Origin of the sequence: Caldimonas tepidiphila, from assembly GCF_003569765.1 — a bacterium.
GTDB lineage: Bacteria > Pseudomonadota > Gammaproteobacteria > Burkholderiales > Burkholderiaceae_C > Caldimonas > Caldimonas tepidiphila.
Genome location: NZ_QXMG01000020.1, coordinates 43222 through 68641, shown reverse-complemented (window position 1 = coordinate 68641; position 25420 = coordinate 43222). Strand labels below are relative to the sequence as shown.

Below are 25420 nucleotides of genomic sequence, written 5' to 3'. Positions count from 1 at the left end.
GCGCAGGGGGGCCGACGGGCCCGTGCTACCGTAACGGGTTTTCCTTCGCCTGAGGCGCCTTTCGCCATGCCCCTGCCGCTGACCCTCGACCCGGCGCTCGATGCCGCCGATCCCGCCCGCCGCCTGCACGAGCAGGGCTTCGCGCTGCTGCCGCGGCAGGCGCTGGCGAGCGTCGCGGGCTGCGCGCCGCAGGACTTCGACGCGCTCGCGCCCTACTGGGAGCGCCTGCCGCCCGATGCCTACCTGCGCGACGGCGGGCGCTACCGCTTCCGGCGCCACGCCTCACTGGTGCAGGAGTTCGAGCCGCCGGCACTGACGCTCGTGCCGCACCGCGCGCACTGGCAGCCGACCACCTACAACGCGCTGCACGGCGGCATCGAGCGCTGGTTCGAGCCGGTGGAACCCGGGCTGCACACGCAGCCGGCCTGGAACCCGCTGCTGCAGGGACTCGGACGGCTGTTCGCCGACGCGAGCGCGCGCCGCAACGGCGGCCGCGCGCCCGAGCGCTGGTTCATCGAGGCGCACACCTTCCGCATCGACACGCGCGAGGGGGTCGGCCGCCCGACCCCCGAGGGCGCGCACCGCGACGGCGTCGACTACGTCGCGGTGCTGCTGGTGGACCGCCACCGCGTGCGCGGCGGCGAGACGCGCGTGTTCGAGGCCGACGGCCCGCGCGGGCTGCGCTTCACGCTCGCCGAGCACTGGAGCGCGCTGCTGCTCGACGATGCGCGCGTGATCCACGAGACCACGCCGATCCAGCCCGACGGCGACGACGCGCACCGCGACACGCTGGTGCTGACCTTCCGCCAGGGCGGCTTCCAGGACCCCCAGTGAGGGGGGTGCCCTCCCGCAGTCGCGGGGGCGTCAGCGCCCGAACTTCTCCAGCGCCTCGCCGGTGACGCGGCAGATGCGCCAGTCCGGCAGCACGCTCGCGCCCATCGCGCGGTAGAAATCGATCGCCGGCTGGTTCCAGTCCAGCACGCTCCACTCGAAGCGGCCGCAGCCGCGCCGCACCGCCAGCGCGCCGACGTGGCTCAGCAGCGCACGGCCGATGCCCTGGCCGCGGTAGTCCGGCAGCACGAACAGGTCCTCCAGGTAGAGGCCCGGTTTGGCGAGGAAGGTCGAGAAGTTGGTGAAGTAGAGCGCGAAGCCGACGGTCTTCGCGCCGCCCGGCGCGTGCTCGACCTCGGCCACCACCGCCTCCGCGGGCGGCCGCTCGCCGAAGAGCTGCGCGGCGAGCTTCTCGGGCGTGAGCTCCAGCAGGTGGGTGAGCTTCTCGTAGTCGGCCAGCGCGGCGATCAGGGCCACGAGATCGGCGGCGTCGCGCGGCTCGGCGCTTCGGATGCGTGCTGCGGTCATGGCGCGCATTATCGGCAGCGCCGCGGGCACGTGGGCCTGCGGCGACATGAGGGAATCCTTGCCACGCGGCGCCCTCGCGCGGCGTTCGGCGGCATGCTGGGACTGGCGCGGCCGGCACGGGGCCGGCGCGCAGCAGTCCTGGAGGCGAGCCGATGCGCATTCCCGATTTCTCGAAGCTGCGCCTGCTGGTGGCGGGCGACGTGATGCTCGACCGCTACTGGAGCGGCAGCACCACCCGCATCTCGCCCGAGGCCCCGGTGCCGGTCGTCAACGTCAGCCGCTGCGAGCACCGCGCCGGCGGCGCCGCCAACGTCGCGCTCGGCCTCGCCGCGCTCGGCGCCTCGGTGCGGCTGCTCGGCCGCGTCGGGCAGGACGAGGCCGGCGACACGCTGTGCCGGGCGCTGGAGGCGGGCGGCGTGCGCTGCGAACTCGAGACCGACGCGCGGCTCGCGACGATCGCGAAGCTGCGCGTGCTCAGCATCCACCAGCAGATGATCCGGCTCGACTTCGAGCAGCCGCCCTCGCCCGCCGCCGCGCTCGCGCCCCAGGCGCTGCGCGAGCGCCTGCCCGAGGCCGACGCGGTGGTGCTGTCCGACTACGCCAAGGGCGCGCTCGCGCACGTGCCCGAGCTGATCGAGGCCTGCCGCGCGGCCGGCAAGCCGGTGCTTGTCGACCCGAAGCAGGCCGACCTGTCGGTCTACCGCGGCGCGAGCGTCATCACGCCCAACCGCTCCGAGTTCGAGCGCGCGGTCGGCCGCTGCCGCGACGAGGGCGAGCTGGTCGACAAGGGGCTCGGCCTGCTCGACGAGATGGGCTGGGACGCGCTGCTGATCACGCGCAGCGAGGAAGGCATGACGCTGCTCGAGCGCGACCGCGCGCCGCTGCACCTGCCGGTGCAGGCCCGGGAGGTCTACGACGTGACCGGTGCCGGCGACACGGTGATCGCGGTGCTCGCGGCGGCGCGCGCCGCACGCCTGAGCTGGCCGGCGGCCGCGCAGCTCGCCAACCTCGCCGCCGGCATCGCGGTCGGCAAGCTCGGCACCGCGACCGTCAGCCGGCAGGAGCTCGCCCGGGCCGTGGAGGCCACGCGGCCCGCGCGCGAGTTGCACGGCGTCGTCACCGAGTCACAGCTGTTGGAGCAGGTGCGACAGGCGCGCCGGCGCGGCGAACGCATCGCGATGACCAACGGCTGCTTCGATCTGTTGCATCCAGGCCACACTCAGTATCTCGCCCAGGCACGCCGGCTGGCCGACCGATTGATCGTCGCGGTGAACGACGACGCGTCGGTGCGGCGCCTGAAAGGGCCGAGGCGCCCGATCGTTCCCGCCGAGGACCGCATGGCGGTTCTCGCCTGTCTCGCCGCGGTGGACTGGGTGGTTCCCTTCGGCGAGGACACGCCCGAGCGGCTGATCGACGCGGTGGCGCCGGACGTGCTGGTCAAGGGCGGCGACTACCGGATCGAGCAGATCGCCGGGCACCGCGGCGTGCTGGCGCGGGGCGGCGAGGTGCGCACGATGTCACTCTCGGGCGGGCACTCGACCAGCCAAATCGTGAAGCGGATCCTGGAACAGGGACAATAGCGGGCCGCGAAAGCCGCCCGATGACCCAGAAGACACCGAATCCGACCGCCGCCCCCGACGCCGACGAACGCGTCATCCTCTGCATGAAGTGGGGGACCAAGTACGGCCCCGAGTACGTCAACCGGCTCTACGGCATGGTCGCGCGCCACCTGCGCGGCCCCTTCCGCTTCGTCTGCCTGACCGACCGCGGCGAGGGCGTTCGCCCCGAGGTCGAGTGCCTGCCGATTCCGGACCTCGCGCTGCCCGAGGGCATCCCCGAGCGCGGCTGGAAGAAGCTGACCACCTTCGAGGCCGACCTGCACGGCCTGCGCGGCACCGCGCTGTTCCTCGACCTCGACGTCGTGATCGTCGACGACATCACGCCCTTCTTCGAGCAGCCGGGCGAATTCCTGATCATCCACGACTGGAAGCGCCCGTGGCGCGTGACCGGCAACTCCTCGGTCTACCGCTTCCGCATCGGCGCGCACGCCGACGTGCTGGCGAAGTTCCTCGCCGAGCAGGCCGAGGCGAGGAAGGCCTTCCGCAACGAGCAGGCCTTCCTCTCCGACGTGCTGCACCGGCAGGGCAAGCTCGCCTACTGGCCCAAGGAGTGGTGCGCGAGCTTCAAGTACCACTGCATCCCGGCTTGGCCCACCAACTTCTGGCGCGAACCGGGAATCCCGCAGGGCTGCCGCATCGTCATCTTCCATGGCGAGGTGAATCCGCCGGATGCGATCGAGGGAAGACGGAATCGGACGGGTCGGGGACTGCGACCTGCGCAATGGGTCACGACCCATTGGAGCGAGTAGGCCTCAACGTTTCCCGGGCGTGCCTGGAAACCCGGGAAATCCCCGAGGGGATGGCAGAATCCGGGCCGTCATGCCGTGCGGGACCGCAGCCTTCGGCCCCTGCCGCAGCACGCAAGTCCCTTGCGCAAGCTTCAGCACAATCACCTCTACCCGCAAGTGACCGTGATTTCTGTCTGCCCCCCGTTCGACGAATTCTTACGCAGTCCTGCCTTCGCGGGCAGCCGCGAGGCGACCGGGGACTGCCTGCGCCAGGAGATGTGCCGTGCGTGAAGCAATTCACGTCGGCATCAGCCTCGGCAATCTGGGCTCGCTCATCGACGGACTCGGCGAGTTCTCGAACCAACTCTGCTTGCGGCTGGCCGCCCAGGCGCCCGCTCTGCGGGAAGAGCACGGGATCGAACTGACTTTCCACCTGCGCGAGTCCCTGTGGGGCTGCTTCGGGGAGGATGTTCACTACCTGAGCGTCGATCGGTGGCAGCGCCTGCGCCACGTCCAGCCGCGTCGCTTCGCGCTGTGGCACACGCTCAACCAGCTCAACAAGACGCTGCCGCCACAGGGTACGAAAAAGCGCCTGCTCACCGTGCACGACTTGAACTTCCTCTATTTCAAGAGCGGGTTCAGCCAGTGGCGCAACATGCGTCGGCTGCGCGCCCGACTGGCTCACACCGACCATATCGTTACGATCAGCGACTACGTGCGCAGGGACGTGCAGCAGCACTTGCAGTGGCGCGGCCCGATCGAGGTGATCTACAACGGCGCGCGCAGCCTGGTCGATGTGCCGCGTGAGGCGGTCCCCGAGTTGCAGGGGCGGCCCTTCCTGTTCCACCTCAGCCGCATGTCGGCGTCGAAGAACATCGATGCATTGCTGGCGCTAGCGCGGCACTGGCCCGGGATGCACTTCGTGTTTGCGGGCCCGGAGGGACGCGACAGCCGGGCCGTGCGGGAGCAGGTCAGCACCGGCGGACTATCGAACGTAAGCGTGATGCTCAGCATCAGCGACGCGCAGAAGGCGTGGCTCTACGCCAACTGCACCGCCTTCCTCTTTCCCTCGCTGACCGAAGGGTTCGGCCTGCCGCCGATCGAGGCGATGCATTTCGGCAAGCCGGTGTTCCTGTCGGAGAGGACGTGCCTACCGGAGATCGGGGGAGAGGTTGCCGCCTATTTCCCTGATTTCGAGGCCCCGAAGATGCAACAGGTGGTGGAGCGCAACCTTCCTCGGCTCCAAGCACAGTCCGGGAAAATCCGGAAACATGCGGCCCGCTTCGACTGGGACGCCGCCGCGCAACGGTATCTGCACCTCTACCTCCAGCTCACCGGTTCGGTCGCCGTTCAGGCGATCCCGTCCGCGCGAGAGCACGCGGCTATAGCACTCTGACTTCCCCCTTGACATGGTCACCCGACTCAGCAAAGACCCCATCCCGATCTCGCCCCAGTCGGAAAAGCTGCTCTCTATTTTGTCCGTAGACCAGGAAGGGTGAGATACCACATGAATAAGTTTCGCATTGGAATCTGCTTTGGCAAATTCAACAGGACGACTGACGGCCTCGGTGAGTTCTGCTCCCAAGTAGGACACCACCTAGGGAAAAGGGCGAAGGAGCTTCGGGAAACTCACGGCATCCAACTCGTGTTCCACCTGAGAAGGTCTCTCCACGGTAGCTTCGGAGACGATGTGGAATACATCCCTCTGCGTTCGCGGCAGCGATTGTTCCATGGCAATCTCTCGTCGTTTTCGGTCTGGCACACTCTGCATCAGCATGTCAAGGAGCGCCCGCCTCTGCGCGCCGGTCACCGACTAGTGACCCTGCATGACCTGAATTACCTGTACGGACCGAAAGGCAGCAACTGGACCCACTCCCAGGAGTTGATGGAAAAGATCGCGGCCCGGACGGACGGTATCGTGACGATCAGCCAGCACGTGGCGGAGGATGTCCGCAGGCACCTGAACTGGACGGCCCCCCTGAAGGTTGTCTACAACGGTGCACGAAGCTTGGTCGATCATCCTCGCGAGCAGATTCCCGAGGTCGCAGGCAAGCCGTTCTTCTTTCACCTGAGTCGTATGGCGCCGTCCAAGAACATAGACGCGCTCCTGGGACTCGCGATCGAAATGAGAGACCAGCGCTTCGTGCTCGCAGGACCGAGCAGCGACGACACCGAGCGCGTCAAGGGACTGGTACGCGGACTCAGCCTTCGGAACGTCCTCGTGTACGAGGACATCACCGACGCGCAGAAGACCTGGCTGTACGAAAACGCGCAGGCCTTCCTGTTCCCCTCGCTGACCGAGGGCTTCGGGCTGCCGCCGATCGAGGCGATGCACTTCGGCTGCCCGGTCTTCCTTGCGCGCCGCACCTGCCTGCCGGAGATCGGCGGCGAAGCTGCAGCCTACTGGGACGAGTTCGACTCGTTGGCCATGCGGGCAGTGGTCGAGCGCGAGCTGCCGCGGCTCGCGTCGGACGAGGGGCGCGCAAGGACGCGCGCGCACGCCGCGCGCTTCGACTGGGACCGCTGCATCGAGGACTACATCGCCACCTATCTCGACATCCTGCGCAAACGCAGCCCGCTGGCTCTCGGGCTCGCGAGTTCCGACACGCCGCAGGCCGGACGCTTGTGAGCTGTGCGCCCCTAGGCCGCAACCAAGCGGGCGCCACCGCGCTCCACTAGTCCGCGCAACAGCGTGAAGCCGCGCAGCCTCCGCATCGGGCCCGCTGAGCCAGCCCCCAAGACATGAATCTCAAACAAACCGCTTCCCGACTGCTCCGCTACCTGGCCCCCCAGAAGAAAGGTCTGAGCGCAGGCGTCGTCTGCTTCTTCCTGTCGGCAGCGATCGAGCCCGCGGTGCCGGCGCTGCTGAAGAAGCTGCTCGACAGCGGCTTCAAGGCCGACCTCGGCTTCCCGCTGTGGCTCGTGCCGGTCGTGCTCATCGGACTGTTCGCCGTACGCGGTCTGCTCGCGTTCTCGGGCACCTATCTGTTCAACTGGTCTACCTCGAAGGCCGTGCTGGCACTGCGCACCGACCTGATCCGCTCGGTGATGAATGCGGACGCCAGTCTCTACAACCGGCTGAGTCCCGGCGTGCTCGCCTCGCGAATCATCAACGATCCGCAAAACGCGACCGCGTCGCTGTCGGGAGCCGTCACGACCATCCTGCGCGACGGCACGACGCTGTTGGCGCTGCTCGGCTACCTGTTCTACCTGAACTGGAAGCTGACGCTGGTGACATTCGTGACGATGCCGCTGCTGGGCTACGTGGTGCGCAAGGTGCAGAAGCGCGTGCTCGCCGTCGGCGGCCAGTCCTACGAGTCGCAGGTGCGGCTGGTGGGGATCACCGACGACATCACGCGCGCATGGCGCGTCGTGCGCACCTTCGACGCCGCGGAATTTGAGCAGGGGCGCTTCTCGCAGGAGGCGCAGCGACTGCGCCGCATGGTGCTCAAGGGCGTCGCCGCCGGCGCCACGATGACGCCGCTGACGCAGATCGTCGCCAGCATCGGTGTCGCCCTGATCCTGACGATGGCGCTGGTCGAGGCCCACCAGGGCAACGCGACCGTCGGGGAGTTCGTCGGCTTCATCACCGCGATGCTGATGACGATCTCGCCGATGCGCCACCTCACCGACGTGTCGCAGCCGATCATCGGCGGCCTGATTGGCGCGCGCGCCTGCTTCGACCTGATGGACACGCCGCCCGAGCCCGATCACGGCACGCGCCAAGTCGATCCAGCGCAGTGCCGCGGCGAGGTGCGCTTCGAGCAGGTGGTGGTGACCTACCCGGGCAGCGAGCAGTCGGCGCTCTCGCGCCTCGACCTCGAGATTCCGGCGGGCCGCACGGTCGCACTGGTGGGCCCCTCCGGCGCGGGCAAGACGACCGTGATCAGCACGCTGCTCGGCTTCGTGGCACCGGCCTCGGGGCGCGTGACGCTTGACGGCATCGATATCCAGGAAATCCGCAAGGCCTCGCTGCGACGCCAGTTCGCGGTGGTGTCGCAGGACATTGTGCTGTTCGACGGTCCGATCGCCGACAACGTCGCCTATGCACAACCCAAGGATGCAGCGCGCATCGAGGCCTGCCTGCGCGCAGCCAACCTGTGGGACTTCGTGCAGACGCTTCCCGAAGGGCTGGAGACGCCAATCGGCACCAACGGCAGCCGGCTGTCGGGCGGCCAGCGCCAGCGCCTCGCGATCGCGCGCGCGCTCTACAAGGACGCCAAGGTCTGGGTGTTCGACGAGGCGACCTCGGCGCTTGACACCGAGAGCGAGCGCGTCGTGCAGCAGTCGATCGAGCAGTGGCACGGCGAGAAGACGCTGGTGCTCATTGCACACCGGCTCAGCACCGTGCGCAACGCCGACCGCATCTACGTGCTCTCCGACGGCCGGGTGGTGGAAGCGGGCACGCACGCCGAGCTGATGGAGCGCGGCGGGCTGTACGCCGGCATGGTGCAGGCGCAGGCGCTGGAGTGAGGCTGTGCGGGCGCCCAGCCCGCCCGCACAGCGCCTATCATTGCGCAGCACGCCGCTGCCCTGTGCGTCCCTTCCCCTCGCGAACCGAGTCTCCCCGGATGCCTCCCGCTCCCCGCCTCGCCATCGCGGCCACCGCATTCCAGCGACCCATCCATCTCGACCGGATGCTGTGCTCGGTCGCCCGCGCCCGCAACCATGCGCACTGGCCGTTGTACCTCAGCGTCGAGCCGAGCGAGCGGACGCAGGAGGTGCTAGATGTGATCGAGACTCACCGCGGCACGCTCGACCTCCACGTGCGCGTCAATGCCCAGCGCAAGGGCGTGCGCCAGAACCCGCACGACAACATCGTCTGGGCCTTCGAGCAGAAGGCCGACCTCGTGCTGCTGCTCGAGGATGACCTCGTCATCGGCCGAGACGCGCTCGAGTACTGTGAACTACTGAACGCGGGCGCGCTCGGCGGAGACGAGGTCGTCTGCGCCAACCTGCTGATGACGACCTGCAATAGCGAGTCGATCCACTGCCCGGCGAGTGAGGACGAGCACGAGCGGCTGCGCGAGTTCGTGATCCGCACCCGGTTCTTCAGTTCGGTGGGTGTGCTGTTCTCGCGGCAGCAGTGGCAGCGGCACTTCGCACCGAACTGGTTCCGCGACGGCTTCTGCATGGAGAACTGGGAAGGGCACCCCTCGGTCGGCTGGGATGTCGCGATGAACGGCTACCTGCTCGCGAACCGCGGGCTGCAGGTGCTGCAGAGCCTCGTGCCACGCGTGACGCACGACGGCGCAGGCGGCACGCACGTGACCGACGACTTCCAGGCGCGCAGCTTCGACAACGTGCAGTTGCCCGACACGCAGGACACACCGCTGCGCTCGCTCCAGGTCCTCGACGCGAGGAACGACCTGATGCGCATCCCCTCGCCGACAGTGCGCCTCTACGTCAATCTCTGCCGGCACCTCTGGACCCAGCAGACCACCAGCATCGCGCATCGGCTCATCCATCGCGGCATCCCGGAATCCTGACCTTGCCCGCAAATTCCGGATCCCATAGCTGACCCGAACCTCAAGTGCTTTCCGAAGTCCAGCACAAGTAGTGGTCGGAGGACCTGGGGGTCTGGTGATGTCACGGATGTAGTGGGGCCGACCCGGCAATCGAAATACGGCAGAGCTCGAAGCGGCAGCTCGGCATGAGCGCAAGGGACCGCAGCCGCATCCTGGCGCTGCGGCATCTGGCGCTGGGCCACTCTGTGGCGGAGACTGCAGGGCAGTTCAGTGTCGCGGGAAGCGGGGGGAGGCAAGGAAATTGCCTGCTCGATCGAGAGGTCTGCAAGCTGCGGCCCCGTCTTCAATCCATCCCGTGCGGTTCCAACCATGCAATGCCTCGTCCTCAACCTGAAACGCAACCCCGAACGCTGGCAGGCCATGACGGAACAGGCAGGCCTGATCGGCCTGCCCGTGCAGCGGGTGGAAGCGGTCGACGGCTGTGCGCTCACTCCGGATGAGGTCGAGGGGATCTACTCGCCCTCACTCAACCAAAACCAGTTCCACCGCCCGTTGGTACCCGGCGAGATCGGTTGCTACGCCAGCCACCGCGCCCTGTGGCATCGCCTGCTTGCCTCCAACGACACCATGTTCGCGGTCTTTGAGGACGACGTGATACTGTCGGCGCGCCTGCCGCAGGCACTGGCCGCGATCTCGGAGTTGCCCCCGGACTGGGACATGATCAAACTCGTCCGCCGCAAGCGTGAAGCAACACGCAGCGTGCAGTCCCTGTCGGACGGCTCGAGCCTGGTGTGCTACCCGCGCGTGCCCAGTCTGACGGCGGCCTATGTCATCACTCGTTCCGGTGCGCAGAAATTACTGCAGTACCGCACGCCCTTCGGCCGCCCGGTGGACGTGGACCTGCGCCACTGGTGGGAATGTGGGCTGCGTATCTACGGCCTGCGGCCTTGCCCGGTGCGCTCCGCGCCGGCGGCACGCGCCTCCTCCATCGCCGAGCGCCGCTCGGTGGATCCCTCCCTCCAGGGCCGGCTGAGGAAGTTGCGCTTCCAGCTTCGCTACACCGCCCGGAACTGGCTGGCCAGCCACGGCTGGGCTCCTGCCGTCCCCGCGCCCAGGACCGGCGAGGCCTCCGAGCAGCATCGCGTCCTGAACAGCCGATGAGCGACGAGCAGCGCCCCTGCGCCCCCCGGCCCGGCCCGGCTACGGCGCCCGGCCCCCGCCTTCGCCATCGCAGGAACCTGATCATCGTACGCGCCGGCGATCGTTCCCTGCACCGGGAATGGACGGCCGGCGAAGACCGCGACTTCGATCTCTTCGTCAGCTACTACGGCAGCAAGGGCACTCCCTGGCTGTACGACGGCGAGTACCACGAGCACCGGCCGGGCCCCAAGTGGCCCTGCCTGGCGGAACTGCTCGCGGAGCAGCCGGAGCTGATCGAGCGCTACGACGCCTTCTGGCTCCCCGACGACGACATCTCGGCCTCGACCGAGGTGATCGACCGCATGTTCGCGCTCTTCCACGGCTTCGGCCTCGCGCTGGCGCAGCCGGCGCTCACGCGCGACTCCTACTACAGCTGGGACTTCCTGCTGCAGCGCCCCGAATGCGTGCTGCGGCACACGCGCTTCGTCGAGGTGATGGTGCCCATCTTCGGCCGCGGCGCGCTGCGCGCCTGCCTGCCGAGCTTCGCCGAGAGCCACTCCGGCTGGGGGCTCGACTGGCTCTGGCCGCACCTGTGCGACGACGGCCGGCCCGAGCGCTTCGCCATCCTCGACGCGACCCCGGTGCGCCACACCCGCCCGCTCGGCGGCGAGCTCTACCGCAACAACCCGGCGCTCGACCCGCGACGCGACGAGCAGCGCCTGCTGGAGAAGTACGGCCTGGGCGCAGTGCGCGTCACCGGCAAGTACGAGGCCGTCACCTCCGCGGTGCGGCGCGTCGGCCTGCCGATCTCCGAGCAGATCTGGCAGGGGCTGCGCCGCCTCAATGCGCTGCGCCGCGAGCGCCGCCACCGCCATTCGTCCCCCCAGACGCCCCCGCCCGGCCGGAACCCGTCATGACCCCACTGCAAAGCTTCGTCTTCCCGAACCTCGACCTCGCCATCCCGGAGGCGATGTACCTGCGGCTCAACGACCTGGTCTGGCCGGACCTCGCCGAGCGGCGCATGCGCTTCCTGCCCGGCGGCTGCGCGACGTCGGACACCTTCTACAACGCGCTGTCGGTGGGCCCCTGGAAGCGCCACTGCGACATCCGCACGTTGGTGCTGCGGCTGGAGGGCCAGGGCGAGTTCGTCGTGAGCTTCGGGCTGCGCCGCGCCGGTTTCGCGCCGCACTGGCTGGGCGAGCACACGGTGCAGCTCAACGCCGGGCATCCCGCGCACCTGCCGGTCCCCGCCTGGGAGTCGGTGAGCGACGGGCTGCTGTACTGCCGCATGCGCAGCGTCAGCGGCGGCCAGATCACCGCCGCCACCTTCGCGACGCCCGACGCGCCGCCGAACGAGGTGCGCCTCGGCCTCGTGATCACCCATTTCAACCGGCAGGCCCAGGTGCGGCCGGCGATCCGGCGCCTGCAGCGCGATCTGCTGTCGCACCCGGACCACCGCGGCCGCATCACGCTGACGGTGGTGGACAACTCGAAGAACCTGCAGCTCACGCCGATGCCCGGCCTGCGGGTAATCCAGAACGAGAACTACGGGGGCAGCGGCGGCTTCACGCGCGGGCTGCTCGAGCTGCTCGACGCGGGCAGCTACACGCATGCGCTCTTCATGGACGACGACGCGTCCTGCGAGGCCGAGTCGATCGCGCGCACCTTCGCGCTGCTGCAGTACAGCCGCGAGCCGCGCCTCGCGGTGGCGGGCTCGCTGCTGCGCGAGGACCGGCCGTGGAGCCTGATCGAGAAGGGCGCGAAGTTCGACGGCCTGTGCCGGCCGCTGTGCAGCGGAATGGACATGCGCCGCGCCGACGAGCTGCTGCAGGCCGAGGCCAGCCGCGAGCGACCCGACTACGGCGGCTGGTGGTTCTTCGCCTTCCCGCTGCGCGAGATGCGGCGCTTCCCCTTCCCCTTCTTCGTGCGCGGCGACGACGTGTTCTTCAGCAGGACCAACCGCTTCGAGATCGCCACGCTCAACGGCGTGGCCTGCCTCGGCGAGGACTTCGCGCTCAAGCACGGGCCGATGACCGCCTACCTCGACGCGCGCTACCACCTGCTGCACGCGCTCACCGACGATCCGGGACGCGCGCGGCGGCGCGTGCTGCGCCTCGCGGACCAGCTGTTCTTCAAATCGCTACTGTCCTACAACTACGCGAGCGCCCGCTCCTTCACGCTCGCGATGCAGCACCTGATGGAGGGCCCCGACTTCTTCCGGCGCAATCTCGACCTCGCCGCGGTGCGGGCCGAGATCGGCGGCTGGACTCCCAGCGAGAAACCGCAGCCGGTCGATCGCGACGGCATGCGGCTGCGCACGCGCAACAAGCGCCACGAGTCGGGTCTGCGGCGCCTGATGCGGATCCTGACGCTGCAGGGCTTCCTGCTGCCGCGCTTCCTGCTGCTCGACCGCACGATGCTGCAGCCCAAGGGCTTCCACGGCTGCGCGCGCTCGGTGTTCCGCTTCCGCCGGGTGCTGTACGAGCACGGGCCGACCGGCCAGGGCTACGTCGTCGAGCACGACCGCCGGCTGTTCTTCGCCGAGCTGCGCCGCTTCCTGGGCACGCTCGGCTCGCTGCTGCGACGGCTGCCCGAGCTGCACGCGGCCCACCGCGAAGGCTTCGACGCGCTCGCCTCCGAGGACTTTTGGCGCACGCTCTACGACCGCCCGGTGCCGGCAATGCCCGCGACGCCGCTGGTGCGGCCGGTGCCCAAGCCGGTGCCGATGCCGGCGTCCGCGGCGAAGGCGGCGCCGCTCGCCAGCGGCGGCTCGTCCTCGGCCAACCGCGCCACCGGCTGAGCGGCCACGGCCCGGGGCCGCGCCGGGAAGGCCCCGGCCCCGGGATCGGCGCGCCCGCGCCGCCGGTACACAATGGCAGGCCGCCCGCAGCCGCTGGATTCCGCCCGTGCCCCCACAAGCCCCCGCCCCCTACCATCCCGTCCGACCGTCCGACAGCACGATCCGCACGGTGCGCGGCCTGCGCTACCACCTGCGCAGCTGGGGCGCGCCCGAGCTCGCGACGCCCGAACGCCCCGCCCTCGTGCTGCTGCACGGCTGGATGGACGTGAGCGCGTCCTTCCAGTTCCTCGTCGATGCGCTCCAGACGACGTCCGCAGCCGGGCGCTACGTCGTCGCGCCGGACTGGCGCGGCTTCGGGCTGACCGAGTCCACCGCGTCGGACAGCTACTGGTTCCCCGACTACCTCGCCGACCTGGAGGCGATCCTCGACGCACTGCTGCCCGGCCAGCCGGTGGACCTGCTCGGCCACAGCATGGGCGGCAACGTCGCGATGATCTACGCCGGCGTGCGCCCGACCCGCATCGGCCGCCTCGTCAACCTGGAAGGCTTCGGCATGCCCGACAGCCGGGCGGACGAGGCGCCGCGCCGCCTCGCGCAGTGGCTCGACGAGATGCGGCAGCCCCCCGAATTGCGCGGCTACGACAGCCTGGACGCGGTGGCGCGGCGGCTGCGGCAGAACAACCCGCTGCTGCGCGAGGACTTCGCCGCCTGGCTCGCGCAGCACTGGTCGCGCCAGGGCCCGGACGGGCGCTGGCACCTGCTGGCCGATGCCGCGCACAAGCGCGTCAACCCGGTGCTCTACCGCAAGGAGGAGGTGCTCGCGAGCTGGCGCCGCATCAGCGCGCCGCTGCTGTGGGTCGAGGGCGACCGCACCGACGTCGCCAAGTGGTGGGGCCACCGCTACCCGCGCGAGGACTTCGAGGCGCGGCTCGCCGTGGTGCCGCGGGTCGAGCGCCGGCGGCTCGCCCCGGCGGGGCACATGCTGCATCACGACCAGCCCGAGGCGCTGGCCGGGTGCCTCGCGGACTTCCTCGCACGCGCCTGAGGGACGGGCACGCGGCGGAGCCCCATGCGAAAATCGGCCGTTTCGCAAGGAACACAGACATGGACATCGAACGCATCAACGCCCTGGGTGCCGAACTCGCCGACCTGACTCAGCGGACCGCCGAGTTACGGAGGTATCTTTGACTGGGATCACAAGAACAACCGACTGAGCGAGGTCAACGCCGCGCTGGAAGATCCCGCGGTCTGGAATGACCCCAAGCAGGCCCAGGAACTCGGCCGCGAGAAGCGCTCCCTGGAAAACGTGGTGCTGGTGATCGCCCGGCTGGAGCAGGAGCTCGCCGACAGCACCGAGCTGTTCGAGATGTCGCGCGAGGAGGACGACCTCGACGCGATCGCCGCGATCGAGTCCGACGTGGCCGAGTTGCGCGCCGAGGTCGAGCGGCTCGAGTTCCGCCGCATGTTCAGCAACCCCGCGGACCCGAGCAACTGCTTCATCGACATCCAGGCCGGCGCCGGCGGCACCGAGGCCTGCGACTGGGCCGGCATGCTGCTGCGCCAGTACCTGCGCTACTGCGAGCGCAAGGGCTTCAAGGCGGAAGTCATGGAGGAGACCGAGGGCGACGTGGCCGGCATCCGCTCCGCGACGATCAAGGTCGAGGGCGAGTACGCCTTCGGACTGCTGCGCACCGAGACCGGCGTGCACCGCCTCGTGCGCAAGAGCCCCTTCGACTCCTCGGGCGGTCGCCACACCTCCTTCGCATCGCTGTTCGTCTACCCCGAGGTGGACGACTCGATCGAGATCGAGATCAACCCGGCGGACGTGCGCACCGACACCTTCCGCGCCTCGGGCGCGGGCGGCCAGCACATCAACAAGACCGACTCGGCGGTGCGCCTGACGCACATCCCCACCGGCATCGTCGTGCAGTGCCAGAACGACCGCTCGCAGCACCGCAACCGCGACGAGGCTTGGCAGATGCTGCGCTCGCGGCTCTACGAGCACGAGATGCGCAAGCAGATGGAGCAGCAGCAGAAGCTCGAGGACAGCAAGACCGACGTGGGCTGGGGCCACCAGATCCGCTCCTATGTGCTGGACCAGAGCCGCATCAAGGACCTGCGCACCAACGTCGAGATCTCCAACACCCAGAAGGTGCTGGACGGCGACCTGGACCCGTTCATCGAAGCCAGCCTGAAGCAGGGCCTCTGAGCCCCGCGCCCGCCCCCGGCCTCCCCACAAGAGAAAGAAGTAGACATGCGTGAAGGCATCGCCCCCGTCGTCCGCCGCGAGGACTACACCGCCCCGGCCTGGTGGATCCGCAGCGTCGACCTGTGCTTCGAGCTCGACCCGGCCAAGACGCTCGTCGTCAACCGCATGCGCATCGAGCGCAACGCCGACGTGCAGCCGCAGGCGCTGCGCCTGCACGGCGAGGACCTGAACCTCACGCGGGTGCTGGTCGACGGCCAGTCGGTGTCCTTCCGCGTCGAGAACCACCAGCTGGTGCTCGACAACCTGCCCGAGAGCTTCGAGCTCGAGGTGCGCACCACCTGCGCGCCCGAGAAGAACACGCAGCTCTCGGGCCTCTACACCTCCGGCGGGGGCTTCTTCACGCAGTGCGAGGCCGAGGGCTTCCGGCGCATCACCTACTTCCTCGACCGCCCCGACGTGATGGCGGTCTACACCGTCACGCTGCGCGCCGACAAGGCGAAGTACCCGGTGCTGCTGTCCAACGGCAACCTCGTCGAGCAGGGCGAGGCGGAGAACGGCCGGCACTGGGCGAAGTGGCACGACCCCTTCCCGAAGCCGAGCTATCTCTTCGCGCTCGTCGCCGCCAACCTCGTGTGCCGCGAGCAGCGCATCCGCAGCCGCTCGGGCGCCGAGCACCTGCTGCAGGTGTTTGTTCGCGCCGGCGACCTCGAGAAGACCGAGCACGCGATGAACTCGCTGATCGCGTCGGTGGCCTGGGACGAGGCGCGCTTCAAGCTGCCGCTCGACCTCGAGCGCTTCATGATCGTCGCGGTCGGCGACTTCAACATGGGAGCGATGGAGAACAAGGGGTTGAACATCTTCAACACCAAGTTCGTCCTCGCCAACCCCTCCACCGCCACCGACAGCGACTACGCCGGCATCGAGAGCGTGGTCGGCCACGAGTACTTCCACAACTGGACCGGCAACCGCGTCACCTGCCGCGACTGGTTCCAGCTCTCGCTCAAGGAGGGCCTGACGGTCTTCCGCGACCAGGAGTTCAGCCAGGACTTGGCCGGCAGCCCGTCTGCGCGCGCGGTGCGCCGCATCGAGGACGTGCGCGTGCTGCGCCAGCACCAGTTCCCGGAGGACGCCGGCCCGATGGCGCACCCGGTGCGCCCCGACGCCTACGTCGCGATCGACAACTTCTACACCACCACGGTCTACGAGAAAGGCGCCGAGGTGGTGCGCATGCAGCAGACGCTGGTCGGCCGCGCCGGCTTCGAGCGTGGCATGGCGCTGTACTTCCAGCGCCACGACGGCCAGGCGGTGACCTGCGACGACTTCGTGCAGGCCATCGCCGACGCCAACCCCGACAGCGAGCTCAACCACCGGCTCGAGCAGTTCAAGCGCTGGTATGCGCAGGCCGGCACGCCGCGCGTGCAGGCGCGGGGCCAGTTTGATGCCGAGCAGCGCCGCTACACGCTGGAGCTCTCTCAGAGCTGCCCGGCCACGCCGGGGCAGCCGCAGAAGCAGCCCTTCGTGATCCCGGTCGCGATGGGCCTGCTCACGCCCGAGGGCCGTGCGCTGCCGCTGCAGCTCGAGGGCGAGGACGCGCCGCAGGGCAGCGAGCGCGTGCTGGTGCTGCACGAGCCAATGCAGTCCTTCACCTTCGTCGGCATCGACGCGCCGCCGGTGCCCTCGCTGCTGCGCGGCTTCTCGGCGCCGGTGGTGCTGCAGGACGGGCTCGGCGACGCCGAGCTGCTCGTGCTGCTCGCACACGACCCGGACCCGTTCAACCGCTGGGAGGCGGCGCAGCGCCTGTCGCTCAACCGCCTGCTGCACGGCGTGCAGCACGGCGCGGTGCAGCTCGACGCGCCGTACGTCGACGCGCTGCGCGCGGTGCTGTGCCACCCGGAGCTCGACGCCGCCTTCAAGGAGCTGGTGCTGACGCTGCCGGGTGAAGGCTACGTGGCCGAGCAGCTCGAGGTGGTCGACCCGCAGCGCATCCACGCGGTGCGCGAGTCGATGCGGCTGCAGCTCGCGCAGGCGCTGCACGCCGAGTGGATCCAGGCCTACGAGACGCACCGGGACAACGGCGCCTACCGGCCCGACCCGGTGTCGGCCGGCCGCCGCGCGCTCGCCAACCAGGCGCTCGCGCACCTGTGCCTCGACGCGGCGGCGCGCCACGACCCGGTGTGGCCCGGCAAGGCCCTGCAGCGCTTCAAGGACGCCGGCAACATGACCGACCGGCTCGGGGCGCTGTCGGCGCTCGTCGGCGCGCACCATGAACTGGCCGAGCCGGCGCTCTACCGCTTCCACGCGCTGTTCAAGGACGAGCCGCTCGTGATCGACAAGTGGTTCGCGCTGCAGGCCAGCGCCCCCGAGCACGAGGGCCGGGTCTTCGCGCGCGTCAAGCAGTTGCTGACGCACCCCGACTTCTCGCTGCGCAACCCCAACCGCGCGCGCAGCCTGGTCAGCACCTTCTGCGCGATGAACCCCTCGGCCTTCCACCGCCCCGACGGCGCGGGCTACGCCTTCTGGGCCGAGCGCGTGATCGAGCTCAACGCGATCAACCCGCAGATCGGCGCGCGGCTGGCGCGGGCGATGGACCGCTGGCGCCGCCTCGCCGAGCCCTACCGCGCGACGGCGCGCGAGGCGCTGCAGCGGGTGGCCTCCCGCACCGACCTGAGCGCCGAGGTGCGCGAGATCGTCTCGCGCGCGCTCGAAGAATGATTCCGACCATCCAACTTCCAGGGGAGAAACCCGCATGAGCCAACGCGTCAGCCTGACCCAGTACCTCGTCGAGCAGCAAAGGGAGCACGGCCTGATCCCGGCCCAGCTGCGCCTGCTGATCGAGGTCGTGGCCCGCGCCTGCAAGCGCATCTCGATCAGCGTCAACAAGGGCGCGCTCGGCGGCGTGCTCGGCAGCGCCGACACCGAGAACGTGCAGGGCGAGGTGCAGAAGAAGCTCGACGTGATCGCCAACGAGGTGCTGATCGAGGCCAACGAATGGGGCGGCCACCTCGCGGCGATGGCCTCGGAGGAGATGGACACCATCTACGTGGTGCCCAACCGCTTCCCGCAGGGCGAGTACCTGCTGATGTTCGACCCGCTCGACGGCTCCTCCAACATCGACGTCAACGTCTCGATCGGCACCATCTTCTCGGTGATGAAGAAGCCCGAGAACGGCTGCGGCGTCGAGGAGCAGGACTTCCTGCAGCCGGGCAGCCAGCAGGTCGCCGCCGGCTACTGCGTCTACGGCCCGCAGACGACGCTGGTGCTGACGGTGGGCAACGGCGTGGCGATGTTCACGCTCGACCGCGAGCAGGGCTCCTGGGTGCTGACGCAGGAGAACGTGCAGATCCCGGCCGACACCAAGGAATTCGCGATCAACATGTCCAACATGCGCCACTGGGCCCCACCGGTGAAGCGCTACATCGACGAGTGCCTGGCCGGCAAGGAAGGCGCGCGCGGCAAGGACTTCAACATGCGCTGGATCGCGTCGATGGTGGCCGACGTGCACCGCATCCTGACGCGCGGCGGCGTGTTCATGTACCCGTGGGACAAGCGCGAGCCGAACAAGCCCGGCAAGCTGCGCCTGATGTACGAGGCCAACCCGATGGCCTTCCTCGTCGAGCAGGCGGGCGGCGCGGCGACCAACGGCCTGCAGCGCATCCTCGACATCCAGCCGGGCCAGCTGCACGAGCGCGTGGCGGTGGTGCTCGGCTCGAAGAACGAGGTCGAACGCGTCACGGCCTACCACCGCGAAGACGCCGCGCTGTAATTTCTTCCCCAGGGGGCTTCACAAGCCTCGAAAAGGACTGCTAGAATAGCTTTCTCTTTGCCGGTGTAGCTCAGTTGGTAGAGCAGCGCATTCGTAATGCGAAGGTCGGGGGTTCGACTCCTCTCACCGGCACCAAGAAACAGTGAAAAGCCCGACTCCGGTCGGGCTTTTTGCTTTTCCGGGGCCGGTCTTCGTTCAGCGACAGGTGCCCGCCCTGGAACGAGCGGGCCGACGCCTCCTGCGCCCTGCCCGCCCCGGATCGAACCTGCTGCTGGGCTCAGCTCTCGTCGCGCAGCCGCCGGATCGCCGCCTTCTCGGTCTCGGCGGCGGTCCAGACGCCGGCGCGGTCGGCCTCGGAGTCGACACGGCTCTTGAACTCCTCGCTCATGTAGCGCAGCGTCTCGCCCATCAGCGTGCGCACGTGCGAGATCGACTCGCGCAGTTCGCGGCGGGCGCGCTCCCGCGGGTCGTCGTGCTCGGCGTCCGGGTCGGCGAGCAGTGCCGGATGCACCTCGGGCTCCGCGGGCAGCAGCGCCATCGTCGCGGCGATCAGCGCGGTGGCATGGCGGTGGTAGTGCTGCGTGTCGATGTAGACGTCCTTCAGCGCGGCGAACACGTCCCCCATCGCGACCTCGGCGCCCGGGCGGCCGTGCCATTCGACGATGCGGTCGTCACGGTCGCTCAACGGGGCGATGGTCGCCACCTCGGGCAGTCCATCGGGCAACTCGTCATCCTCGATCCAGTTCAATTCGTCGGTCATGGTTCTCTTTTGCAATGGATGGGGCGCCTCGCCCCGCAACCCGGCATTCTTGATGAAAAGCGCCAGCATGCCATCTTCGGTGAATGGCGGCAGCAAGAAAAAAGCCCGACGGGCGTCGGGCTGCGGGGGGTGGGAGGTACTTCGGGATGCGGGAGGCCGCTCAGCCGAGCGCGGCGACGACCTCCGGGGGGGCCTGCACCAGTTCGATCAGCACGCCTTCGCCACCGACCGGGAACTCCTCGTTGCCCTTGGGGTGGATGAAGCAGATGTCGTGGCCGGCGGCGCCCTTGCGGATGCCGCCCGGCGCGAAGCGCACGCCGTTCGCGCTCATCCACTCCACCGCCTTCGGCAGGTCGTCGACCCACAGGCCGATGTGGTTGAGGGGCGTGGCGTGCACCGCGGGCTTCTTCTGCGGGTCCAGCGGCTGCATCAGGTCGACCTCGACCGCGGTCGGACCCTGCCCCAAGGCACAGATGTCCTCGTTCACGTTCTCGCGCTCGGAGACGAAGCTGCTTTTCACCTGCAGGCCGAGCATGTCGACCCACAGCGCGCGCAGCCTCTGCTTGTCCGGCCCGCCGATCGCGACCTGCTGGATGCCGAGGATCCTGAAGGGCTTGTCCTGTTTCATCGCCCTGCCCTTCACTTGAAGCGGATGATCGGCTGGTCCACCGACAGGCTCTCGCCCTTGGCGGCCAGGATCTCGTCGACGACGCAGTCCTGCGTCGCGACGAGGATGTTCTCCATCTTCATCGCCTCGATCACCGCGAGCTTCTCGCCGGCCTGCACCTGCTGGCCCGGCTGCACCGCGACGTCCACCAGCAGCCCCGGCATCGGCGACAGCAGGAACTTGCTGAGGTCGGGCGGCGCCTTGTAGGGCATCAGCTTGTGCAGCGAGGCGCCCAGCGGCGACAGCACCAGCGTGTCGATGCGCGTGCCGTTGTGCGTCACGCGGATGGTCAGCCCGAGGCGCTCGACCTGCGCGGCAAACGGCTGGCCGTTGCAGGCGCCGACGATGCGCGTCTCGCCGAAGCGCCAGTCGCTGCGGAACACGTAGAGCTTGTCGCCCACCTTCACCGACACCGAGCCGTTGGCCTCGACGCTCACCGGCGTGTGCGTGTGACGGCCCTCGGGGCCGAGCGTGACGACGACGTAGTCGATGCCGATCTGCACGCCGTGGCCGGGCAGCTGGCCGCTGATGCCGGCGGCGCGGTCGCGGAACTTGCGGTTCACCGCGGCGGCGAGCGCGACCAGGAAGGTCGGGTCCTCGTGCGGCACGTCCTCGGCGCGGAAGCCCGTCGGGTAGTGCTCGGCGATGAAGCCGGTGTTGAAGTCGCCCGAGACGAACTTCGGGTGCGCCAGCAGCGCGGCCTGGAAGGGGATGTTGCTGCTGATGCCGCGGATCACGAAGGCGTTGAGCGCCTCGCGCATCTTTGCAATGGCGTCGTTGCGGTCGCGGCCGTGCACGATGAGCTTGGCGATCATCGAGTCGTAGTACATCGGGATCTCGCCGCCCTCGTACACGCCGGTGTCCACGCGCACGCCGCCGAAGGCCCCGCCCTCGTAGGCCTCGCCCGCGAGCGTCGGCACCGACTGCTCCAGCGTCTGCACGGGCGGCTGGTACTTCACCAGGCGGCCGGTCGAGGGCAGGAAGTTGCGGAACGGGTCCTCGGCGTTGATGCGGCACTCGATCGCCCAGCCCTCGCGCCGGAGTTCGTCCTGCGTGAACGACAGCTTCTCGCCCGCGGCGACGCGGATCATCTGCTCGACGAGGTCCAGCCCGGTGATGCACTCGGTGACCGGGTGCTCGACCTGCAGCCGCGTGTTCATCTCGAGGAAGTAGAAGCTCTGGTCCTTGCCGACCACGAACTCCACGGTGCCGGCGGACTGGTACTTCACCGCCTTGGCCAGCGCCACCGCCTGCGCGCCCATCGCGCGGCGCGTCTCCTCGGAAATGAAGGGGCTCGGCGCCTCCTCGATCACCTTCTGGTGACGGCGCTGGATCGAGCACTCGCGCTCCCACAGGTAGACCGCGTTGCCGTGCGCGTCGCCGAGCACCTGGATCTCGATGTGGCGCGGCTCCTCGACGAACTTCTCGATGAAGACGCGGTCGTCGCCGAAGCTGTTGCGCGCCTCGTTGCGGCACGAGGTGAAGCCCTCGAAGGCCTCCTTGTCGTTGAAGGCCACGCGCAGGCCCTTGCCGCCGCCGCCGGCGCTGGCCTTGATCATCACCGGATAGCCGATGTCGCGCGCGATCTCCACCGCGCGCTCGGCCGACTCGATCGCGTCGTTCCAGCCGGGGATGGTGTTGACCTTCGCCTCGTTGGCGAGCTTCTTCGACGCGATCTTGTCGCCCATCGCGGCGATCGAGTAGTGCTTGGGGCCGATGAAGACGATGCCCTGCTCCTCGATGCGGCGTGCGAACTCCTCGTTCTCCGACAGGAAGCCGTAGCCGGGGTGCACGGCCTCGGCGCCGGTCTGCTTGCACGCGGCGATGATCTTGTCCATCACCAGGTAGGACTCGCGCGACGGGGCCGGGCCGATGCAGACCGACTCGTCGGCCAGCTCCACGTGGCGCGCGTCCTTGTCGGCCTCGGAATAGACGGCGACCGTCTTGATGCCGAGCTTCTTCGCGGTCTTGATGACGCGGCAGGCGATCTCGCCCCGATTTGCAATGAGGATCTTCTTAAACACGGTTCTTCTCCATCGGGTCGAAATCGCCTGCGTGCGCCTCGCGCACCAGGCAATCTGGCTTCGCCGCAACGGCCTGCCGGCCGTTGTCGCCGCGGTTGGCAATCAGGATCTTCTTGAACATGTTTGATCTTCCCAGGCGGCCTCGGCCGCCGTCATCGAAGTGGGAGAGCCCATCAAGCGGCCGCCGTGGAACCGGCTTTGCCGGGCCACTGGCGGCGCCCCCTCGAGGGGGAAGCGCCGAAGGCGCTTCGGGGGTGGGCCATCACAGCGGGATGTTTCCGTGCTTGCGCCAGGGGTTGTCCAGCTTCTTGTCGCGCAGCATCACGAGCGAGCGGCAGATGCGCTTGCGCGTCTCGTGCGGCTGGATCACGTCGTCAATGAAGCCGCGCGCGCCGGCGACGAAGGGATTCGCGAAGCGGGCCTTGTACTCGGCCTCGCGCTGCGCGAGCTTGGCCGGGTCGTTCTTGTCCTCGCGGAAGATGATCTCCACCGCGCCCTTGGCGCCCATCACCGCGATCTCGGCGTTGGGCCACGCGAAGTTCACGTCGCCCCTGAGGTGCTTGGAGCTCATCACGTCGTAGGCGCCGCCATAGGCCTTGCGGGTGATGACGGTGACCTTCGGCACCGTGCACTCGGCGTAGGCGTAGAGCAGCTTGGCGCCGTGCTTGATGATGCCGCCGTACTCCTGCGAGGTGCCGGGCATGAAGCCGGGCACGTCCACGAAGGTGACCACGGGGATGTTGAAGGCGTCGCAGAAGCGCACGAAGCGCGCGGCCTTGATCGAGCTCTTGATGTCCAGGCAGCCCGCTAGCACCAGCGGCTGGTTCGCGACGATGCCCACCGTCTGGCCTTCCAGGCGCGCGAAGCCGATCAGGATGTTCTTGGCGTACTCGGGCTGCAGCTCGAAGAAGTCGCCGTCGTCCACGACCTTCGCGATCAGCTCCTTCATGTCGTAGGGCTTGTTCGGGTTGTCGGGAACGAGCGTGTCGAGCGAGAAGTCGAGGCGCTCGGCCGGGTCGCCCGACAGGCGCACCGGGGCCTTCTCCTTGTTGTTGAGCGGCAGGTAGTTGAAGAAGCGCCGCAGCATCATGATCGCCTCGACGTCGTTCTCGAACGCGAGGTCGGCCACGCCGCTCCTAGTGGTGTGCGTGATCGCGCCACCAAGCTCCTCGGCGGTGACCTCCTCGTGCGTCACGGTCTTCACCACCTCGGGGCCGGTGACGAACATGTAGGACGAGTCCTTCACCATGAAGATGAAGTCCGTCATCGACGGCGAGTACACCGCGCCGCCGGCGCAGGGGCCCATGATCATGCTGATCTGCGGGATGACGCCCGAGGCCATCACGTTGCGCTGGAACACGTCGGCGTAGCCGCCGAGCGAGGCCACGCCCTCCTGGATGCGCGCGCCGCCCGAGTCGTTCAGGCCGATCACCGGCGCGCCGACCTTCATCGCCTGGTCCATCACCTTGCAGATCTTCTCGGCGTGGGCCTCGGAGAGCGCGCCGCCGAAGACCGTGAAGTCCTGGCTGAAGACGAAGACGAGGCGGCCGTTGATCATGCCGTAGCCGGTCACGACGCCGTCGCCGGGCACCTTGTTGTCGGCCATGCCGAAGTCGGTGCAGCGGTGCTCGACGAACATGTCCCATTCCTCGAAGGTGCCGTCGTCGAGCAGAAGCTCCAGCCGCTCGCGCGCCGTCAGCTTGCCCTTGGCGTGCTGCGCGTCGATGCGCTTCTGGCCGCCGCCCAGACGCGCCTTGGCGCGCTTTTCTTCCAGCATTTGTTGGATGTCGTGCATTGCTGTCTCCGGGTTCAGGAGTCGGTCGATGAAGGAGGGGCGGGCTGCGCTGCGTCGGTGAAGCGGCCCAGCAGTCGGCGCGCGGCGGCGGAGGCGGGCAGCCGCCCGCCCGCCACGCGCTGCGTGATGTCGGCGAGTTCCTCGCGCACGGCCGGGTGCGCGGCGAAGCGCTGGCGCAGGCCGGCGTGGATCATGTCCCACATCCACGCGAGCGCCTGCTGCTGCCGGCGGGCGTGGAACTGGCCGTTGGCGGTCTGCAGCGTGCGGAACGATTCGACGCAGGCCCAGAAGCGGTCGATGCCCTTCGATCGCAGCGCGCTGAGCTGGATCACCTGCGGATGCCAGATCCGCAGGTCGTGGTGCGCGTGCTCGGGGTTGCCGTGCTGGCCGAACAGGCGCAGTGCGGACGCGATCTGCGCCTGCGCGCGCGTCGCGGCCGCCTCGTCGATGTCGGCCTTGTTGATGACGACGAGGTCGGCGAGCTCCATCACGCCCTTCTTGATCGCCTGCAGGTCGTCGCCCGCGTTGGGCAGTTGCAGCAGCGCGTACATGTCGGTCATGCCGGCAACCGCCGTCTCGCTCTGCCCGACGCCGACCGTCTCGACAATGATGACGTCGTAGCCGGCGGCCTCGCAGACGAGCATCGCCTCGCGCGTCTTCTCGGCCACGCCCCCGAGGGTGCCGGCCGAGGGGCTGGGGCGGATGTAGGCGCTCGCGTTGACCGAGAGCTGCTCCATGCGCGTCTTGTCGCCGAGGATGGAGCCACCCGAGACGGAGGACGAGGGATCGACCGCGAGCACCGCGACGCGGTGGCCGAGCCCGATCAGGTGCAGGCCGAGCGCCTCGATGAAGGTGCTCTTGCCGACGCCCGGCACGCCGGAGATGCCCAGGCGAAACGCATTGCCGGTGGCCGGCAGCAGCGCGGTCAGCAGCGCGTCGGCACGCGCGCGGTGATCGGGGCGGGTCGATTCGAGCAGCGTGATGGCCTTGGCCATCGCGCGGCGGCGCTGCATCGCGCTGCCCTGCAGCACGCCGTCGAGCAGCGCCTGGTCTTGCAAAGGAAGGGCCATGGGGACTGCGGGTCGGAA

At 68.9% G+C, this 25420-nt stretch carries 21 protein-coding genes and 1 tRNA gene; 15 read left to right on the top strand and 7 right to left on the bottom strand.

From position 1 onward, the window contains the following. Nucleotides 1-66: 66 nt before the first annotated feature. The gene (locus D3A59_RS14280; protein ID WP_119155615.1) at nucleotides 67-834 is read left to right on the top strand and encodes a 2OG-Fe dioxygenase family protein; all 768 of its coding nucleotides are present in this window, start codon (nucleotides 67-69) and stop codon (nucleotides 832-834) included. Between the two features lie 30 nt (nucleotides 835-864). Here the strand turns inward: D3A59_RS14280 and D3A59_RS14275 are convergent, their stop codons facing one another. Next, nucleotides 865-1359, bottom strand: a complete 495-nt coding sequence (locus tag D3A59_RS14275) for a GNAT family N-acetyltransferase (RefSeq protein ID WP_119155634.1) — start codon at nucleotides 1357-1359, stop codon at nucleotides 865-867. Nucleotides 1360-1511: 152 nt separating this feature from the next. Here D3A59_RS14275 and hldE point away from each other — a divergent pair, with 152 nt between their 5' ends. From hldE to D3A59_RS14205, 14 genes are all read left to right on the top strand, one after another. After that, the gene (gene hldE, locus D3A59_RS14270; RefSeq protein ID WP_119155614.1) at nucleotides 1512-2939 is read left to right on the top strand and encodes a bifunctional D-glycero-beta-D-manno-heptose-7-phosphate kinase/D-glycero-beta-D-manno-heptose 1-phosphate adenylyltransferase HldE; all 1428 of its coding nucleotides are present in this window, start codon (nucleotides 1512-1514) and stop codon (nucleotides 2937-2939) included. Between the two features lie 20 nt (nucleotides 2940-2959). After that, nucleotides 2960-3727 (top strand): glycosyltransferase, encoded by a 768-nt coding sequence (locus tag D3A59_RS14265; protein ID WP_119155613.1) that lies wholly within the window; start codon nucleotides 2960-2962, stop codon nucleotides 3725-3727. A 262-nt stretch (nucleotides 3728-3989) separates the two neighbouring features. Further along, entirely contained in the window at nucleotides 3990-5102 is a 1113-nt protein-coding gene (locus D3A59_RS14260; protein WP_119155612.1) for a glycosyltransferase family 4 protein, read from the top strand. A gap of 294 nt (nucleotides 5103-5396) precedes the next feature. Beyond that, complete coding sequence (locus D3A59_RS14255) at nucleotides 5397-6335, top strand: glycosyltransferase (protein ID WP_157991534.1); 939 nt, start codon at nucleotides 5397-5399, stop codon at nucleotides 6333-6335. A 113-nt stretch (nucleotides 6336-6448) separates the two neighbouring features. Continuing rightward, the gene (gene msbA, locus D3A59_RS14250; protein ID WP_119155610.1) at nucleotides 6449-8179 is read left to right on the top strand and encodes a lipid A export permease/ATP-binding protein MsbA; all 1731 of its coding nucleotides are present in this window, start codon (nucleotides 6449-6451) and stop codon (nucleotides 8177-8179) included. A gap of 98 nt (nucleotides 8180-8277) precedes the next feature. After that, the gene (locus D3A59_RS14245) at nucleotides 8278-9195 is read left to right on the top strand and encodes a glycosyltransferase (RefSeq protein ID WP_157991533.1); all 918 of its coding nucleotides are present in this window, start codon (nucleotides 8278-8280) and stop codon (nucleotides 9193-9195) included. A 348-nt stretch (nucleotides 9196-9543) separates the two neighbouring features. After that, a complete protein-coding gene (locus D3A59_RS14240) occupies nucleotides 9544-10335 on the top strand; it encodes a glycosyltransferase family 25 protein (protein ID WP_119155608.1) in 792 nt (263 codons plus the stop codon). Then, nucleotides 10332-11231: a DUF707 domain-containing protein gene (locus D3A59_RS14235; RefSeq protein ID WP_119155607.1), complete on the top strand. Its 900-nt coding sequence runs from the start codon at nucleotides 10332-10334 to the stop codon at nucleotides 11229-11231. Before D3A59_RS14240 ends, D3A59_RS14235 begins: the two co-directional genes overlap by 4 nt. Further along, nucleotides 11228-13114, top strand: coding sequence for a glycosyltransferase (locus D3A59_RS14230; protein WP_119155606.1), 1887 nt, complete (start codon nucleotides 11228-11230; stop codon nucleotides 13112-13114). The genes D3A59_RS14235 and D3A59_RS14230 overlap by 4 nt, the downstream gene beginning before the upstream one ends. 106 nt (nucleotides 13115-13220) lie before the next feature. Then, on the top strand, nucleotides 13221-14159 hold the full coding sequence (locus D3A59_RS14225; protein ID WP_119155605.1) for an alpha/beta fold hydrolase: 939 nt from the start codon (nucleotides 13221-13223) through the stop codon (nucleotides 14157-14159). A 59-nt stretch (nucleotides 14160-14218) separates the two neighbouring features. Then, a protein-coding gene (prfB, locus tag D3A59_RS14220) for a peptide chain release factor 2 (protein ID WP_119155604.1) occupies nucleotides 14219-15323 on the top strand; the annotation gives its coding sequence in 2 pieces (ribosomal slippage) (nucleotides 14219-14299 and nucleotides 14301-15323; 1104 coding nt in all). A gap of 45 nt (nucleotides 15324-15368) precedes the next feature. Further along, nucleotides 15369-18035: an aminopeptidase N gene (gene pepN / locus D3A59_RS14215; protein WP_119155603.1), complete on the top strand. Its 2667-nt coding sequence runs from the start codon at nucleotides 15369-15371 to the stop codon at nucleotides 18033-18035. Between the two features lie 34 nt (nucleotides 18036-18069). Beyond that, the gene (locus D3A59_RS14210) at nucleotides 18070-19086 is read left to right on the top strand and encodes a class 1 fructose-bisphosphatase (protein ID WP_119155602.1); all 1017 of its coding nucleotides are present in this window, start codon (nucleotides 18070-18072) and stop codon (nucleotides 19084-19086) included. Nucleotides 19087-19145: 59 nt separating this feature from the next. Next, nucleotides 19146-19221: transfer RNA gene (locus D3A59_RS14205), tRNA-Thr, on the top strand. 142 nt (nucleotides 19222-19363) lie between these two features. Here D3A59_RS14205 and D3A59_RS14200 read toward each other — a convergent pair. The 6 genes from D3A59_RS14200 to meaB all read right to left on the bottom strand — a co-directional run bounded on the left by D3A59_RS14200 (nucleotide 19364) and on the right by meaB (nucleotide 25402). Beyond that, on the bottom strand, nucleotides 19364-19846 hold the full coding sequence (locus D3A59_RS14200) for a hypothetical protein (RefSeq protein ID WP_119155601.1): 483 nt from the start codon (nucleotides 19844-19846) through the stop codon (nucleotides 19364-19366). A 160-nt stretch (nucleotides 19847-20006) separates the two neighbouring features. Continuing rightward, a complete protein-coding gene (locus D3A59_RS14195; RefSeq protein ID WP_119155600.1) occupies nucleotides 20007-20474 on the bottom strand; it encodes a VOC family protein in 468 nt (155 codons plus the stop codon). A gap of 11 nt (nucleotides 20475-20485) precedes the next feature. Beyond that, nucleotides 20486-22561 carry an acetyl-CoA carboxylase biotin carboxylase subunit gene (gene accC / locus D3A59_RS14190; protein ID WP_473206069.1) on the bottom strand — a complete coding sequence of 692 codons (2076 nt, stop codon included), beginning with the start codon at nucleotides 22559-22561 and terminating at the stop codon, nucleotides 20486-20488. Next, on the bottom strand, nucleotides 22530-22658 hold the full coding sequence (locus D3A59_RS26710; protein ID WP_272868075.1) for a hypothetical protein: 129 nt from the start codon (nucleotides 22656-22658) through the stop codon (nucleotides 22530-22532). Before D3A59_RS26710 ends, accC begins: the two co-directional genes overlap by 32 nt. Before the next feature lie 141 nt (nucleotides 22659-22799). Next, complete coding sequence (locus tag D3A59_RS14185; protein WP_119155598.1) at nucleotides 22800-24332, bottom strand: acyl-CoA carboxylase subunit beta; 1533 nt, start codon at nucleotides 24330-24332, stop codon at nucleotides 22800-22802. 14 nt (nucleotides 24333-24346) lie between these two features. Then, a complete protein-coding gene (meaB, locus tag D3A59_RS14180; RefSeq protein WP_119155597.1) occupies nucleotides 24347-25402 on the bottom strand; it encodes a methylmalonyl Co-A mutase-associated GTPase MeaB in 1056 nt (351 codons plus the stop codon). Nucleotides 25403-25420: the final 18 nt, after the last annotated feature.

Bases quoted from the DNA above. Each gene is read 5' to 3' on its own strand.
- D3A59_RS14280 (WP_119155615.1), top strand. From the start codon at position 67: ATGCCCCTGCCGCTGACCCTCGACCCGGCGCTCGATGCCGCCGATCCC.
- D3A59_RS14275 (WP_119155634.1), bottom strand. From the start codon at position 1,359: ATGACCGCAGCACGCATCCGAAGCGCCGAGCCGCGCGACGCCGCCGAT.
- hldE (WP_119155614.1), top strand. From the start codon at position 1,512: ATGCGCATTCCCGATTTCTCGAAGCTGCGCCTGCTGGTGGCGGGCGAC.
- D3A59_RS14265 (WP_119155613.1), top strand. From the start codon at position 2,960: ATGACCCAGAAGACACCGAATCCGACCGCCGCCCCCGACGCCGACGAA.
- msbA (WP_119155610.1), top strand. From the start codon at position 6,449: ATGAATCTCAAACAAACCGCTTCCCGACTGCTCCGCTACCTGGCCCCC.
- D3A59_RS14245 (WP_157991533.1), top strand. From the start codon at position 8,278: ATGCCTCCCGCTCCCCGCCTCGCCATCGCGGCCACCGCATTCCAGCGA.
- D3A59_RS14240 (WP_119155608.1), top strand. From the start codon at position 9,544: ATGCAATGCCTCGTCCTCAACCTGAAACGCAACCCCGAACGCTGGCAG.
- D3A59_RS14235 (WP_119155607.1), top strand. From the start codon at position 10,332: ATGAGCGACGAGCAGCGCCCCTGCGCCCCCCGGCCCGGCCCGGCTACG.
- D3A59_RS14230 (WP_119155606.1), top strand. From the start codon at position 11,228: ATGACCCCACTGCAAAGCTTCGTCTTCCCGAACCTCGACCTCGCCATC.
- pepN (WP_119155603.1), top strand. From the start codon at position 15,369: ATGCGTGAAGGCATCGCCCCCGTCGTCCGCCGCGAGGACTACACCGCC.
- D3A59_RS14210 (WP_119155602.1), top strand. From the start codon at position 18,070: ATGAGCCAACGCGTCAGCCTGACCCAGTACCTCGTCGAGCAGCAAAGG.
- D3A59_RS14200 (WP_119155601.1), bottom strand. From the start codon at position 19,846: ATGACCGACGAATTGAACTGGATCGAGGATGACGAGTTGCCCGATGGA.
- D3A59_RS14195 (WP_119155600.1), bottom strand. From the start codon at position 20,474: ATGAAACAGGACAAGCCCTTCAGGATCCTCGGCATCCAGCAGGTCGCG.
- D3A59_RS26710 (WP_272868075.1), bottom strand. From the start codon at position 22,658: ATGTTCAAGAAGATCCTGATTGCCAACCGCGGCGACAACGGCCGGCAG.
- D3A59_RS14185 (WP_119155598.1), bottom strand. From the start codon at position 24,332: ATGCACGACATCCAACAAATGCTGGAAGAAAAGCGCGCCAAGGCGCGT.
- meaB (WP_119155597.1), bottom strand. From the start codon at position 25,402: ATGGCCCTTCCTTTGCAAGACCAGGCGCTGCTCGACGGCGTGCTGCAG.